Raw genomic sequence first — 13,721 nt, forward strand, 5'->3', positions numbered from 1 at the left:
GCTAGCTCAGCGCCGGCGGCCGCGCGACGGCTCGGCGGGCGGCCACTCGCCGTCGTCTGAGCCGTCGTCGGCGGCGTGCAGCAGTTCCTGCAGCTGGACGTGCACCTGCTCGACGTGCGGCACGTCGCGCAGCACCATGCCCGCCTTCTCGGTGGCGTCGGAGACCTGCAGGGTGCCGCAGCCGAGCAGCCGGTCCACGAGGTCCTTCTCGAGCGCGATGTCGTTGATCCGGTACAGCGGGATGTCGCGGCCCACGCGCGTGACGATCCCGGACCGCATGGCGATGCGCTTGGTGGTGACGGTCCACGACGTGGTGCGCCACTTCAGCCACGGCACGAACACCCACACGATCGCGACGACGGCGAGCAGGCCGAGCACGATCCAGCGGGCAAGGTCGTCGACCGGGACGACGAACGAGAACGCCGCGGCGACCAGCAGGAGCACCAGGAGCAGGAACGGCCAGATCAGGGCCTTCGCGTGCTCGTGCAGTTCCAGGACGACGTGCTCGCCGTCGATGAGGTGGTCCTCGTTCAGCGCCATGCCGGACATGGTGCCAGAACTGCGCCGGCCGGTGGCACGCCGGTCAGACGTGCGGCGGCAGGTTCCAGCCCTCGATGGTCCGCAGGGCATGCCCGTAGCCGAGCTGGCAGATCGCCGCGGTGCCGAGCTCGAGCCGGGACCCGAAGCGGGGGTCGATGCCGAGCCACGCCGTGGCCAGCACCCGCAGCAGGTGCCCGTGGGCCACGGCCAGCACGTTGCCGCCGTCGCTCAGGGTGGCGTCGGCGCGCTCGACGAAGCGCCGTGCGCGGGCGGCCACGTCCTCGAGCAGCTCGCCCTCGCGGCCCTCGCCGTACTCCGGGTCGGGCGGCAGCAGGTGCACGCCGTCGTCGAAGATCTGGAAGTCGTGGCCGACGAGGTCGGAGACGTCTGCGCTGGAGCGGCCGTCGACGGGTCCGTAGTCCCACTCGGCGAGGTCGGGGTCGACGGTGGCGTCCGGGTGCCCCGCGAGCTCGGCGGTGCGCCGAGCGCGCTCCAGCGGTGACGTGTACACGACGGTGAAGGGGATGCCGGCGAGCGCGCGGCCGGCCGTGCGGGCCTGCTCCTCGCCCGCCGGCGTGAGCGGGATGTCGGTGCGGCCGGTGTGCTGGCCGCTCGCGCTCCACTCCGTCTCGCCGTGGCGCAGCAGCACCAGCTGGGGGTCCTTGCTCGGCACGAGGGCCATGGTCCGAGCATCGCGCAGCGTCTCCGGCGGGGCACGTCGAAGAGCTGCGGGGCATCTCGAAGGGCTGTGGACGGCGTGTCCAGGGCGTTCCCAGAGTTCGCTAGACTGTGCCGGTCGTCACACGACCATCACATCTTCATCACTCGCGACACCACCCGGGGAGACCGCGTGCTCGTCTTCGTCCTCATCGGCGCGGCAGGGATGGTCCTGCTGCTCGTCTCGCTCCTCGTGGGCGACCTGGTCGACCTCGGGGACGGGGCGCTGTCGGGGACGTCCATCGGCGTGGGGGCGGTGGTGTTCGGCGCGGTCGGCACGATCGTCGTCGCCAACGGTCTCGACGTCTGGATCGCCTACGTGGCGTCCGCGGCGCTGGGGGTGCTGGCCATCCTTCTCGCGCAAGTGCTGGTGCACCGGCTGGCGTCGAGCGACGACGGCGTCGCCGTCTCGCTGGTCGGGGCACACGGCACCGCGATGACGGACCTGACGCCGACGTCGGGCGAGGTCTCCATCGACGTCCCCAGCGAGCTCGAGCGCCGGCTCGCCCGGTCGGACGAGCCGATCGCGGCGGGCTCGCGCGTCGTCGTCCTCGAGCACTCCGGCTCCACCGTGCGGGTCGGGTTGCACACCCGCTGACGCACGCACCCTCCCCTCCCAGCTGGAAGGAGTCGCGCCCTCGGCGCGCACCACCATGTCTACCAACGACCCCACGTTCATCACCACGATCGCGGTCGCGGCGCTCGTCGTCGCGCTGCTCGCCGTCGGCGCCTTCGTCGCCCAGCGCATCCGCCGGGTCCCGCCCAACCAGGCGCTCGTCATCGTCGGCCGCGGGGCCGGTCGTACGGCATCCGCCGGGCAGAGCCAGCGGGTCGTCATCGGCGGCCGCACGTTCGTCTGGCCGATCCTGCAGCAGGGCTTCGCGATCTCCCTCGAGCAGCGCCAGATCGGCATCACGGTCGAGGGTGTGGACAAGAACCGCATCAAGATCGCGATCAAGGCGTCGATCAACTTCAAGGTCCGCGGGGACGACGAGGGCGTGCGCCGCGCCGCCCAGCGCTTCCTGTCCCAGCAGGAGATGCTCACCGAGATCATCAAGGAGTCCCTCGAGGGCTCGCTGCGCTCCATCGTCGGTGACATGACGATCGAGCAGATCATCTCGGACCGCAAGGGCCTGTCCGACCGCGTCGTCGAGTCGACCAAGACCGACCTGTCCGAGCAGGGCCTGCAGGTCGACCTGCTCAACATCTCCGACATCTCCACCCCGGGATCGGAATACCTGGCGAACCTCGGCCGCGCCGAGGGCGCCCGCGCGCTCCAGGTCGCGGAGGTCTCCGAGGCGGAGGCCCGCCGGGTGTCGGAGTTCGCCGTCATCGAGGCGGCCGAGCAGATCGCCGAGCGGCAGAAGGCGCTCGACCTGAAGAAGGCGGTCATCAAGGCCGACACGGACCGCGCCAACGCCCAGGCCGACGCCTCCGGTCAGCTCGCCCGGGCCGAGCAGGACCGCCTCGTGGCGCAGCAGGAGCGTGAGGCGCTGGCCGAGAAGGCCCGCGTCACGCAGGAGCGCCTGGACATCGAGGTCCGCAAGCCGGCCGAGGCGCAGGCGTACGCGGAGGTCCAGGAGGCCACGGCTCGTCGTGACGCGGCGAACGCCGCCACGGAGGCCGAGGCCTTCAAGCGGACCACGATCGCGGAGGCGAACAAGACGGCCGCCATCCAGGACGCCGAGGCGTCGGCCACCGCCGTCCGCCGTGCGGGCGAGGCCGAGCGTGACCGGCAGATCGCCCTCGCCGCCGGTGTCAAGGCGGAGGGCGAGGCCAAGGCGTTCGCCGTCGAGGCCGAGGGCCGCGCCGAGGCCGTCGCCACGGACGCCAAGGCCGAGGCGCTCAAGAAGTACGGCGAGGCGGCGCTCGTGCAGGAGCTCATCGAGCGCCTGCCCGAGATCGTCCGGGCCGCCGCGGAGCCGATCGGCTCGATCCAGGGCATGACGGTGATCTCGACCGACGGCGCGTCGTCGGTGACGAAGTCGGTCGCGTCCGTGCTCGGCGAGGGGCAGGGCGTCATCAAGCAGCTCACCGGGGTGGACATCCACGAGCTCATCGCGGGCATCGCCGGCTCCCAGCTGACGCCCGCAAGCCCGGCCGCAAGGTCGGCCGCAGGGTCGGGCACGAAGCCCGCCGAGAGCGCGAACGGTGCGGTACCGCTGAACTGACGCTGACCTGACGCGATCGGGCCGTGCGACGCACGCCACGCCCCGCCCCGGGAATCGAGACCCGGGGCGGGGCGTTCGCCTTGTCGTGACTCCTCTGAAAACGGCTCCTCTCAAGATCGACGTCTGGTCCGACGTCGCGTGCCCCTGGTGCTACATCGGCAAGCGCCGGTTCGAGTCCGCGCTGGAGCGGATCGCCGAGCGCGACGGGGCGGCGCCGGAGGTGGAGATCGAATACCACTCGTTCGAGCTCTCCCCCGACACGCCCGTGGACTTCGAGGGCTCGGCCACCGAGTTCCTCGCCGAGCACAAGGGCATCCCGCTGGAGACCGCCCAGCAGATGCAGGACCAGGTGACCCAGCTCGCAGCGACCGAGGGCCTCACCTACCGCATGGACCAGGTGAAGCACACCAAGACGCTCAAGGCGCACGAGCTGCTGCACATCGCCAAGGCCTTCGGCAAGCAGTCGGAGATGAAGGAGCGCCTGCTGCGCGCGTACTTCACGGAGGGCGAGCACGTGGGCCACGTCGAGGAGCTCGCCGACCTCGCCGCGGAGGTCGGCCTCGAGCGCGAGGCGGTCGTCATCGCCCTCAATGCCGGCACGTTCGCCGAGGCGGTCGAGGACGACATCGCGCGCGCCCGGGCGTATGGCATCAACGGCGTCCCGTTCTTCGTGCTCGACGGGCGGTACGGCGTCTCGGGTGCGCAGGACCCGGACGTCTTCGTCCAGGTGCTCGACCAGGTCCGGGCCGAGGGTGATGCCGCCTGACGCGGCCCAACGAGGCGCATCTCACAACGCCACGCCTGGCAGTGAGACGCGGTATCACTCAGAATCGAAGCCTCGTCCCGCACCGTCGCGGGCAACGTCGCGGAGGGGTCGAACAGGCTCGAGCCCCGCGGCCGTGAGGCCCTTGGAGGAGGATCATGTTTGACGCCACCGCGAGCTCGTCCCACTCGATCGCCAACCCGCGCCGCACCACGTTGATGTCCGTCAGCGCCGCGGAGGCCGCGGCCCCGCATCATGACACCCCCGGCGGCGAACGCCCGCTGCAGCTTCTCGGCGACGACGGCGCCGTCTGCGTCGACGGCGTGTGCGCCCTGCCCGAGTGACGCCGGTCGAGCCCGAGTGACGCCGGTCGAGCTTGTCGAGACCAGGTTTCGACAAGCTCAACCACAGGTCGCTCAGAACGCGCGGTAGTCCGCGATCGACAGGCGCGGCCCTCGGCGCGGCGCCTGTGCCCGGCGCTCGAGGAACAGCAGGCGCACCACCCGGTGCCGGTGCGGCGCGTAGGGCGCGAGGAGTCGCAGCATCCCCTCGTCGTCGGTGCGCTCGCCCGTCAGGGCCCAGCCGACGGCGCCGGCGAGGTGGAAGTCGCCCACCGACACGGCGTCGGCGTCGCCGAACGCGCGCTGTGCCACCTCGGCCGACGTCCACACACCCACCCCGGCCACCTTCTCGAGCCGTGCCCGCGCCTCGGCGCCGGCCAGCGTGCCGGCCTGCTCGAGGCGGGCGGCCACCTGGGCGCTCCGCACGATCGTGCGTGCGCGGCGGGGGTCGACGCCCGCGCGGTGCCAGTCCCACGTCGGGACGGCGGCCCAGCCCCGGGCGGTGGGAACCACGCGCAACCCGTCGGGCGCAGGGCCTGGAGCGGGCGTGCCGTGCCGCAGGACGAGCCACCGCCACGCGCGGTGCGCCGTCACGACCTGCACCTTCTGCTCGAGGATCGCCGGCACCAGCGCCTCCAGCACGCGGCCGCTGCGGCACATCCGCAGGCCGGCCGCCCGCCGCACGGCGTCGCGCGCCTGCAGGGGCGGCGTGAACCCGGTCGTGTCGTCGGCCTCGCCGAGCAGGTGCGGCAGGTCGTCGGCCACCTCCCGGGCGCCCGGCCCCCAGTGCTGCGCGACGACGGTCCGGTCGCTCGTGGGGACGAGCCGCTGGGTGACGGGGCCGGACCGTACGAGGGTCGTGCGCCAGACCGTGCCGTCGGGGGTGCGGTGGAACGTCGGGTCGTACGCGCCGTGCCGCAGCGGGGTGAGCGTCAGGCCGAGGTCGACCGGGCGGTCGGAGGTGTGCTCGACGACGATCTGGGCGTCGAGGCTGTTCAAAAGGTCGGTGCTAGTCAAAGAGGGTTCCGAGCTCCCAGCCGGTGTCGGCTCGGGCACCCACCGGCTCGGCATCGCGGGGCGGCCTCGCGGCCGGGCGCTCCGCGTCCTTGGGGCCGCCGTCGTCCCGCGCCGGGCCCTCCGAGGCGGCGTCGTCCATCACGAGCAACTCGTCGACGCGGCCGCGGCCCGCGGCCCACTCCTGTGCCGCGAGGCCGGCGAGCTGGTCGGCCCGCTCGTTGAACGGGTTGCCCACGTGACCGCGCACCCAGCGGAACCGGACCGGGCCCTCGCGGCCGGTGATCGCGAGGTCGATCGCCTGGATCAGCTCCAGGTTCTTCACGGGGCCGCCGGAGGCCGTGCGCCAGCCCTTGCGCTTCCACCCGTGGATCCACTCCGACGCGCAGCGGATCGCGTACTGGGAGTCCGACTCGATGAAGAGCGGCTCTGCCCCCGGGTGCGCCTCGATCGCGCGCTGCAGGGCGGTGAGCTCCGCGACCTGGTTGGTTCCGGACGCGGCGCCGCCGGAGTCGAACCGGCCGCCGTCGTGGGCGATCCACGCCCAGCCGATCGCGCCTCCGGGGTTGCGGAGGCACGAGCCGTCGGTGCTGACAATGATCACGCCGGAGTCCCCCAGTGTCCGAGCCCTGGTGTCCTGCTCCTGGTTGATGTTCCTGTTGCTGGCTTGCCGCTCCTGTTCACCCACGAGGTCACCCACGAGGCCGCCCACGAGCGACGCTCGGGCAGACCCCGGGCGCCGCCCCTATTGTGCCCCGTGCCGGTGACACTCGGGTGCGTGTCCACACGGCGGGTGCGGACATCCGAAAAACGTGGCGCGAAGCCCCGGAAGCGGGCGCGGCTCCGGCCGGAACCCACGGCCGCGCCGCAGCGGCGATCATGACGGCATGGATGACGGCACGGCTGGTGGCAGCGCTGCGCGCGACGCGACGACGGCGCACCCTCACGACGGACCGGCCCGCCGGCCCGCGGACGTGCGCCGGTGGCGCCGCTACCTCGCCGACGAGCGGGCCGAGGCGGCGACCTATCGCGACCTCGCCCGGCGCCGGACCGGCGAGGAGCGCGCGATCCTGCTCGCCCTCGCCGACGCCGAGCGGCGGCACGAGCAGCACTGGCTCGACCTGCTGGGTGACGACGTCGGGCACCCGCTGCGCGGGGACCTGCGGACCCGCATGCTCGGCCTCCTCGCGCGCCGGTTCGGCGGCGTCTTCGTGCTCGCCCTCGCGCAACGGGCCGAGGCCCGCTCGACGTACGACCGCGAAGAGTTCGCGACCGCCACCATGGCGGCCGACGAGCAGATCCACGGCGAGGTGGTGCGGGCCCTCGCGACCCGGGGCCGCAACCGGATGTCCGGCACGTTCCGCGCCGCCGTCTTCGGCGCCAACGACGGCCTCGTCTCCAACCTCGCCCTCGTGCTCGGTATCGGGGCGTCCGGGGTCTCGTCGCAGACCGTGCTGCTCACCGGCGTGGCGGGCCTGCTCGCCGGGGCCCTGTCCATGGGGGCGGGGGAATTCGTCTCGGTGCGGTCACAGCGGGAGCTGCTCGAGGCGTCCACGCCGGACCCGAAGAGCGCGACCGTCCTGCCGCACCTCGACGTCGACTCCAACGAGCTGGCCCTCGTCTACCGGGCGCGCGGGATGTCGCCGGACGAGGCGCAGGGGCGGGCCGACCACGTGCTGGCGGGCCTGGCCGCGACGGGGACGCTCGCGCCCGAGGTGCTGGACCACGACGCCGACGTCGAGACAGCCTCCCCTGAGTCGGCCGAGTCGTCGGAGCAAGCGGACCTCGAGACCCACGGCACGGCCTGGGGGGCCGCGATCTCGAGCTTCTGCTTCTTCGCGTCGGGCGCGCTGATCCCCGTGCTGCCGTACCTGCTCGGGCTCACGGGTGGCCAGGCGGTCCTCGTGGCGTGCGTCCTGGTCGGCGTGTCGCTGTTGGTCACGGGCGCGATCACCGGCCTGCTGTCGGGCACGTCGCCCTGGACGCGGGCGCTGCGACAGGTCGCCATCGGCCTGGGCGCGGCCGGCGTCACGTACCTGCTCGGCCTTGCGTTCGGCACGACGGTCGCCTGATCCCGCGGCACACGCCTACGGTGGGGCACCGTGCCCCGCCTGATCGCCGACCTCACGCCGCTCCGGGTCTCCCCGGCGTTCCGGCGGCTGTGGTGGGGGCTCGGCGTGTCGAACATCGGCACGCAGATCACGGTCGTCGCAGTCGGGCTGCAGGTGTATTCGCTGACCGGCTCGACGCTCGCGGTGGGCACGCTCGGCATCGCGGCGCTCGTGCCGCTGGTGGCCCTCGGCCTGTACGGCGGGGCGCTGGTGGACCACTACGACCGGCGCACCGTCTCGCTCCTCGCGTCGTCGGTGCTGTGGCTGGTGACGGCGGGCATCGCCGCGCAGGCCTGGCTCGACGTCGGCTCGGTGAACCTGCTGTACGCGCTGGTGGCGGTGCAGTCCGCTGCCTTCGCCATCAACAACCCGGCGCGTTCGTCGATCGTGCCGCGCCTGCTCGAGCCGCAGCTCATGCCGGCGGCCAACGCGCTGCAGACGCTGTCGATGAACATCGCGCTCACCGGGGGACCGCTCATCGGAGCGACGCTCGTGGGCTGGGGCGGCTACGGCATCGCGTACTCGTTCGACGCGCTGCTGTTCGCCGCCGCCCTGTGGGCGGTCTGGCGGCTGCCGCCGGTCCCGCCCGAACCGACGGCCGGCGAGGTCGGCGGCGAGGTCACCGGCGAGGCCGACGCCGTCCCCGCCCGTCGCCGCGTCGGGTTGAGCTCGGTGCTCGACGGGCTGCGTTATCTCGCCACGCGACCCAACGTGCGCACCACGTTCCTGGTCGACCTCGCGGCGATGGTCCTCGCCTTCCCGCGCGTGCTGTGGCCGGCCGCGGGCGCGCTCTACCTGGGCGGCGGGGAGACGACGACGGGCGTGCTGGCGGCCGGGTTCGCCATCGGCGGCATCCTGGCGAGCGTGTTCTCCGGCGCCCTGGTGCGCGTGCGCTGGCAGGGCCGGATCATCGTCTGGGCGATCACGTCGTGGGGCTTGTGCATCACCGCGTTCGGCGCCGTGCTCGTCGCGGTGGGCCCGGGCGCCCCGGACGGCGTGCTGTGGGGCGCCGTCGTGCTCGCCGGCGTCGCGCTCCTCCTGGCCGGCGGCTCCGACGCGATCTCGTCCGTCTTCCGGCAGTCCATCCTGCAGACCGCCACCCCCGACCACATGCGCGGCCGCCTGCAGGGCGTCTTCATCGTGGTGGTCGCGGGCGGCCCTCGGCTCGGCGAGATGGTGCTCGGCAGCGAGGCCACGTGGTTCGGCGAGGGGTGGGCCGCGGTGGTCGGCGGCCTCGCGTGCATCGCCGTCCTCTGGCTCGTCGTCCGGCTCCAGCCGCGGTTCTGGCGCTACGACGCCCACCACCCGGAGCCCTGACCTCGCTGGTTGAGCTTGCGCTGCCCTGAGCCTGTCGAAGGGTCGAACCCTTGGTTTCGACAAGCTCAACCGGCGGGGGCGTACGGCTGCCGTCGTCGCATGCCCGGCAGCGCCGCCAGCGCGAGGAGCGCGCACAGCCAGCCGCCCGACATCGTGACGAGAAAACCGGAATGCGAACTGGCGGTGTCCACCGCGACACCGGCGAGCCACGACCCGAGCGAGACCCCCACGCCCAGCGACGTGCCCACCCAGGTGAGACCCTCGGTGAGCTGGTGCGGCGCCACGAGGGCCTGCACCAGGGCGTTGCCGTTGATGAGCGTGGGCGCGATGGCGAACCCGGCCACGAACATCACCGCGGCCAGCACCACGAGGTTCTGCACGAAGAAGAACAGCGAGACCCCGACGGCGATGCCGCACGCGGTGATCGTGAAGCGGGTCGAGAGCGGTGTCAGCCAGTGCCGCGCGCCGTACGCCAGCCCCGAGACCATCGAGCCGAGGGCGAAGCAGCCGAGCACCAGGCCTGCCAGCCCCTTGACCCCCTGTTCCTCGGCGAACGCCACGGTCGCGACGTCGCTCGAGCCGAACATCACGCCCATGCCGACGAAGACCACGGCGAGCACCGGCATCCCCGGCATCCGGATCGCCGATCGGCCCTCGGCGTCCTGCGGCGCCCCGCCCTCATGAAGCCCAGTGGCGCGAGGCCGAGCGGGCGGCTCCGTGCCCCGCTGCGTGAGGAACCAGGCCGCGCCGGCGCCGCCCACGACCGCCGCCACCAGCAGGCCGCCCGCCGGGGCGACCGTCGTCGCGAGGGTCGTGGCCACCACGGGGCCCACGATGAAGACCAGCTCGTCGAGCGCCGACTCGAGGGAGTAGGCCGTATGCACCCGCCGCGGCTCGGGGAGGATGTACGACCACCGTGCCCGCGCGAGCGACCCGTACGAGCCCTGGCTCGCGCCACCCACCGCGGCGCACACCCACAACATCCACTCGGGGGCGCCCAGCACCGCCGCCGCCGCCAGCCCTAACAGGCCGACCGTCGTCGCCACCAGCATGGGGGTCATCACCCTGGACTGGCCGGCGCGGTCCACCAGCCGCGCGATCTGCGGCGCCACCAGCGCCTGCGCCACCACGAGGACGGCGGAGACGCGGCCCGCCATCGCGTACGAGCCGTACAGGCCCTGCACCATCAGCACGGTGCCGATGCCGACCATCGACATCGGGAGCCGGGCGATCACACCGGCCACGGAGAACCGGGCGGCGCCGGGCTCGCGCAGGACGTCGAGGTACGGATTGCGGGCCCGGGTCACCGGCGCCGCGTCGGGGACCTCGGGAGTGGGCACTGTCACCGGCGGATTCTCCCACCGGGTGGCGACAGATGTCGGCGGCGGCGGCCAGGATGTCCCCATGAGCGACGACACCCCCGACCCCCGGCCCACCTCACCGTCCGTCACGGTCGTCGACGACCGCGACGAGCAGGTGTTCGTCGCCCGGCTCGACGACGGCAGCACCGCCGGCGGCGCGTACTACGAGCGGTCGGGGAGCGTCGTCACCTTCCTGCACACGGAGGTGGACCCCGCCCTCGAGGGGCAGGGGATCGGTGCGCAGCTCGCGCGCGGCGCGCTGGACCAGGTGCGCGCGGCGGGGGAGAAGATCGTCCCGCTGTGCCCGTTCATCAAGGCTTACGTGCAGCGGCACCCGGAGTACGCCGACCTGCTCGCGCACTCCGCCCGGTGAGGGCCCCGTCCTCCACCCGGCGCGGCGGGCTCGCCGCCCTGGGTGTCGCTGTCGCGCTGCTCGCCGGTGCGTGTGCGGGTGGGGTCGAGCCGGGTGGGACGGATCTCGGCGGCGAGGTCGCCGACGATGCTGCGCCCGCCACGTCCGCTCCGGCTGTCTCCGAGCCCGAGCCGTCCGAGCCCGAGCCGTCCGAGCCCGAGCCGTCCGAGCCCGCTGAGGTCGGTTCTGCGCTCGCGGCCCTCGACGAGCTGCCGATCAAGGGCCGCGCGCCGAAGACGGGGTACGAGCGCGAGCAGTTCGGGCCGGCCTGGGCGGACGTCGACCGCAACGGCTGCGACACGCGCAACGACATCCTGGCCCGCGACCTGACCCGCACCACGACGGACCCCGACACCCATGACTGCCTCGTGCTGACCGGCGTGCTCGCCGACCCGTACACCGCGACGACGATCGACTTCCAGCGCGGGCAGGAGACGTCGACGGCGGTGCAGATCGACCACCTCGTCGCGCTGTCGGACGCGTGGCAGAAGGGCGCGCAGCAGCTCGACGCCGAGTCGCGGCGGCAGCTCGCCAACGACCCGCTGAACCTGCTCGCCGTCGACGGCCCGGCGAACTCCGGCAAGGGGGACGGCGACGCCGCCACGTGGCTGCCGCCGAACAAGGTGTTCCGCTGCCAGTACGTGGCACGGCAGGTGGCCGTGAAGCAGGCGTACGAGCTGTGGGTCACGCAGGCGGAGTACGACGCCGTCGCCCGCGTGCTCGCCGGGTGCCCCGACGAGCCGCTGCCCACCGGCGGCCTCGCCCCGCACGTCGACGCGACCGGGACGGCGCCGGAGCCTGACGAGCAGAACGCTGACGACCAGTCCTCTGACGAGCGGGAGCCGTTCGCGAACTGCGGCGAGGCGCACGAGGCCGGGGCCGCCCCGGTGCACCGCGGCGACCCCGGCTACTCCTCACGTCTCGACCGGGACGGCGACGGAGTGGGTTGTGAGTAGCGCCGGGTGCGAGTGAATCAAGCGGGGAGCGCCACCGCGTCGTCGCTGACGGCGCCGACGCCCCTGCGTCGCGGATCAGGATTCACGCAGCGCGCCGTCCACCAGGGTCTTCGCCTCGGCCTGGACCTCGGCAAGGTGGTCGGCGGACACGAACGACTCGGCGTAGATCTTGTACACGTCCTCGGTGCCGGACGGGCGGGCGGCGAACCACGCGTCGTCGGTCGTGACCTTGAGGCCGCCGATCTTCGCGCCGTTGCCGGGCGCCTCGGTGAGCGTGGCGGTGATGTCCTGCCCGGCTAGGGTCGTCGAGGTGACCTGGTCGGGGGAGAGCGCGGCGAGCTTCCCCTTCTGCTCGCGCGACGCGGGTGCGTCCACGCGGGCGTACCAGGACTCGCCGTGGCGGGCCACGAGGTCGGCGTGGTGCTCGGACGGTGAGCGCCCGGTGGTCGCGAGGATCTCCGAGGCGAGCAGCGCGAGCAGCAGGCCGTCCTTGTCGGTGGACCACACGCGGCCGTCGCGGCGCAGGAACGACGCTCCCGCGGACTCCTCGCCGCCGAACCCGATCTCGCCCGTGAGCAGGCCGGGCACGAACCACTTGAAGCCCACCGGCACCTCGACGAGGCGGCGGCCGAGGCCGTCCGCGACCCGGTCGATCAGCGCCGAGGAGACGAGCGTCTTGCCGATCGCGGCTCCATCCGGCCAGCCGGGACGTGCCCCGCCGTACAGGTACTCGATCGCGACCGCGAGGTAGTGGTTCGGGTTCATCAGGCCGGCGTCGGGCGTGACGATGCCGTGCCGGTCGGAGTCCGCGTCGTTGCCGGTCGCGATGTCGAACGGCGCCGCCCCGCCGGCTGAGCCTGTCGACACCATGCGCTCCACCAGCGACGCCATCGCGTACGGCGAGCTGCAGTCCATGCGGATCTTGCCGTCCCAGTCGAGCGTCATGAACGCCCAGCGCGGGTCGACCTGCGGGTTCACCACGGTGAGGTCCAGGCCGAACCGCTCGCCGATCGCCCCCCAGTACTCCACCGACGCACCGCCCAGCGGGTCGGCGCCGATGCGTACGCCCGCGGCGCGGATCGCCTCGACGTCGATGACGTTCGGCAGGTCGTCGATGTAGGTGGTGAGGAAGTCGTGCTTGTGGGTGGTCTCTGCGGACAGGGCGTCCTCGAGGGAGACGCGGCGCACCGAGGCGAGGCCGCCGGCGCGCAGGATCTCGTTGGCGCGGTCGGCGATCCAGCCGGTGGCCTCCGACCCGGCGGGCCCGCCGTGCGGCGGGTTGTACTTGAATCCGCCGTCGCGCGGCGGGTTGTGCGACGGCGTGACGACGATGCCGTCGGCCATGCCCGGGCCGTGGGTGCGCACCCCGTCCTCGGTGGCGGCGCCGTTGTGGATGAGGATCGACTGCGACACCGCGGGCGTGGGCGTGAACGAGTCGCGCGCGTCGACCATCACGGTGACGCCCGCCGCGGCGAGCACCTCCAGCGCCGTCTGCCACGCGGGCAGCGACAGCGCGTGCGTGTCCCGACCGATGAACAGCGGGCCGTCCGTGCCCTGCGACGCGCGGTACTCGACGATCGCCTGCGTGATCGCGGCGATGTGGGCCTCGTTGAACGCGGTGTCCAGGCTGGACCCGCGGTGGCCCGACGTGCCGAACGCCACCTGCTGGGCCGGGTCGTCCGCGTCCGGCGTGAGGTCGTAGTACGCCCCCACCACCGTGTCGACGTCGATGAGGTCGATGTCCTGGGCCGGCTTCCCCGCGCGCTCGTGCATAGGTCGATACTGCCAGTCCGCACCCCGGGTGTCCGCCCCGCCCGCGGGTGATAGCGGGGATCCGAGCGGGGCGCGAGCGCTGGTACCCCGGCCGCGCGAGGTTCGCTGAGAGTTCGCCGGGCTCCCCCTGACGTTCCGCTGCCCGGCGTCTCGACGTCACCGGACGGCTGCCTTGGCTCACTAGCGTCGTCGTCGGCATGCCGGAGCGCCCTGACGAGGGCGTGTACTCGATCCGCTCTCCCAGA

General features: G+C 73.1%; 14 protein-coding genes. 8 read left to right on the forward strand and 6 right to left on the reverse strand.

Translation table 11 applies throughout. The features are described 5' to 3' along the window. Window positions 1-6: 6 nt before the first annotated feature. Window positions 7-540: a PH domain-containing protein gene (locus tag AC1C2V_RS13180; protein ID WP_495390074.1), complete on the reverse strand. Its 534-nt coding sequence runs from the start codon at window positions 538-540 to the stop codon at window positions 7-9. A gap of 43 nt (window positions 541-583) precedes the next feature. Beyond that, a complete protein-coding gene (locus tag AC1C2V_RS13185; RefSeq protein ID WP_495390075.1) occupies window positions 584-1,222 on the reverse strand; it encodes a histidine phosphatase family protein in 639 nt (212 codons plus the stop codon). Window positions 1,223-1,390: 168 nt separating this feature from the next. On the opposite strand from AC1C2V_RS13185, the gene AC1C2V_RS13190 reads away from it, so the two are divergent. The 4 genes from AC1C2V_RS13190 (at window position 1,391) to AC1C2V_RS13205 (ending at window position 4,535) form a co-directional block, all read left to right on the forward strand. Further along, window positions 1,391-1,855: an NfeD C-terminal domain-containing protein gene (locus tag AC1C2V_RS13190; protein ID WP_495390076.1), complete on the forward strand. Its 465-nt coding sequence runs from the start codon at window positions 1,391-1,393 to the stop codon at window positions 1,853-1,855. Window positions 1,856-1,910: 55 nt separating this feature from the next. Beyond that, complete coding sequence (locus AC1C2V_RS13195) at window positions 1,911-3,428, forward strand: flotillin family protein (RefSeq protein WP_495390077.1); 1,518 nt, start codon at window positions 1,911-1,913, stop codon at window positions 3,426-3,428. Window positions 3,429-3,513: 85 nt separating this feature from the next. Further along, window positions 3,514-4,194 (forward strand): DsbA family oxidoreductase, encoded by a 681-nt coding sequence (locus AC1C2V_RS13200; protein WP_495390078.1) that lies wholly within the window; start codon window positions 3,514-3,516, stop codon window positions 4,192-4,194. Window positions 4,195-4,349: 155 nt separating this feature from the next. Beyond that, window positions 4,350-4,535 (forward strand): hypothetical protein, encoded by a 186-nt coding sequence (locus tag AC1C2V_RS13205; protein WP_495390079.1) that lies wholly within the window; start codon window positions 4,350-4,352, stop codon window positions 4,533-4,535. A 72-nt stretch (window positions 4,536-4,607) separates the two neighbouring features. Here AC1C2V_RS13205 and AC1C2V_RS13210 read toward each other — a convergent pair whose 3' ends face one another. Together AC1C2V_RS13210 and AC1C2V_RS13215 are read right to left on the reverse strand one after the other, a co-directional pair. Then, window positions 4,608-5,531 carry a DNA-3-methyladenine glycosylase family protein gene (locus AC1C2V_RS13210; RefSeq protein WP_495390080.1) on the reverse strand — a complete coding sequence of 308 codons (924 nt, stop codon included), beginning with the start codon at window positions 5,529-5,531 and terminating at the stop codon, window positions 4,608-4,610. Window positions 5,532-5,541: 10 nt separating this feature from the next. Further along, window positions 5,542-6,150 (reverse strand): ribonuclease H family protein, encoded by a 609-nt coding sequence (locus AC1C2V_RS13215; protein WP_495390081.1) that lies wholly within the window; start codon window positions 6,148-6,150, stop codon window positions 5,542-5,544. Between the two features lie 283 nt (window positions 6,151-6,433). Here AC1C2V_RS13215 and AC1C2V_RS13220 point away from each other — a divergent pair, with 283 nt between their 5' ends. Together AC1C2V_RS13220 and AC1C2V_RS13225 are read left to right on the forward strand one after the other, a co-directional pair. Then, window positions 6,434-7,618 (forward strand): VIT1/CCC1 transporter family protein, encoded by a 1,185-nt coding sequence (locus AC1C2V_RS13220; protein WP_495390082.1) that lies wholly within the window; start codon window positions 6,434-6,436, stop codon window positions 7,616-7,618. 30 nt (window positions 7,619-7,648) lie between these two features. Then, window positions 7,649-8,974: an MFS transporter gene (locus tag AC1C2V_RS13225; protein ID WP_495390083.1), complete on the forward strand. Its 1,326-nt coding sequence runs from the start codon at window positions 7,649-7,651 to the stop codon at window positions 8,972-8,974. Between the two features lie 65 nt (window positions 8,975-9,039). On the opposite strand, the gene AC1C2V_RS13230 is transcribed toward AC1C2V_RS13225, so the two are convergent. Continuing rightward, complete coding sequence (locus tag AC1C2V_RS13230) at window positions 9,040-10,320, reverse strand: MFS transporter (RefSeq protein WP_495390084.1); 1,281 nt, start codon at window positions 10,318-10,320, stop codon at window positions 9,040-9,042. Between the two features lie 58 nt (window positions 10,321-10,378). On the opposite strand from AC1C2V_RS13230, the gene AC1C2V_RS13235 reads away from it, so the two are divergent. Both AC1C2V_RS13235 and AC1C2V_RS13240 read left to right on the forward strand, forming a co-directional pair. Then, window positions 10,379-10,708, forward strand: a complete 330-nt coding sequence (locus tag AC1C2V_RS13235; protein ID WP_495390085.1) for a GNAT family N-acetyltransferase — start codon at window positions 10,379-10,381, stop codon at window positions 10,706-10,708. Next, complete coding sequence (locus tag AC1C2V_RS13240) at window positions 10,705-11,703, forward strand: GmrSD restriction endonuclease domain-containing protein (RefSeq protein ID WP_495390086.1); 999 nt, start codon at window positions 10,705-10,707, stop codon at window positions 11,701-11,703. The genes AC1C2V_RS13235 and AC1C2V_RS13240 overlap by 4 nt, the downstream gene beginning before the upstream one ends. Window positions 11,704-11,778: 75 nt before the next feature. On the opposite strand, the gene pgm is transcribed toward AC1C2V_RS13240, so the two are convergent. Further along, a complete protein-coding gene (gene pgm / locus AC1C2V_RS13245; protein ID WP_495390087.1) occupies window positions 11,779-13,476 on the reverse strand; it encodes a phosphoglucomutase (alpha-D-glucose-1,6-bisphosphate-dependent) in 1,698 nt (565 codons plus the stop codon). Between the last annotated feature and the right edge of the window lie 245 nt (window positions 13,477-13,721).

Source organism: Isoptericola sp. Y541, assembly GCF_059445465.1.

Bases quoted from the DNA above. Each gene is read 5' to 3' on its own strand.
- AC1C2V_RS13180 (WP_495390074.1), bottom strand. From the start codon at position 540: ATGGCGCTGAACGAGGACCACCTCATCGACGGCGAGCACGTCGTCCTG.
- AC1C2V_RS13195 (WP_495390077.1), top strand. From the start codon at position 1,911: ATGTCTACCAACGACCCCACGTTCATCACCACGATCGCGGTCGCGGCG.
- AC1C2V_RS13185 (WP_495390075.1), bottom strand. From the start codon at position 1,222: ATGGCCCTCGTGCCGAGCAAGGACCCCCAGCTGGTGCTGCTGCGCCAC.
- AC1C2V_RS13220 (WP_495390082.1), top strand. From the start codon at position 6,434: ATGGATGACGGCACGGCTGGTGGCAGCGCTGCGCGCGACGCGACGACG.
- AC1C2V_RS13235 (WP_495390085.1), top strand. From the start codon at position 10,379: ATGAGCGACGACACCCCCGACCCCCGGCCCACCTCACCGTCCGTCACG.
- pgm (WP_495390087.1), bottom strand. From the start codon at position 13,476: ATGCACGAGCGCGCGGGGAAGCCGGCCCAGGACATCGACCTCATCGAC.
- AC1C2V_RS13205 (WP_495390079.1), top strand. From the start codon at position 4,350: ATGTTTGACGCCACCGCGAGCTCGTCCCACTCGATCGCCAACCCGCGC.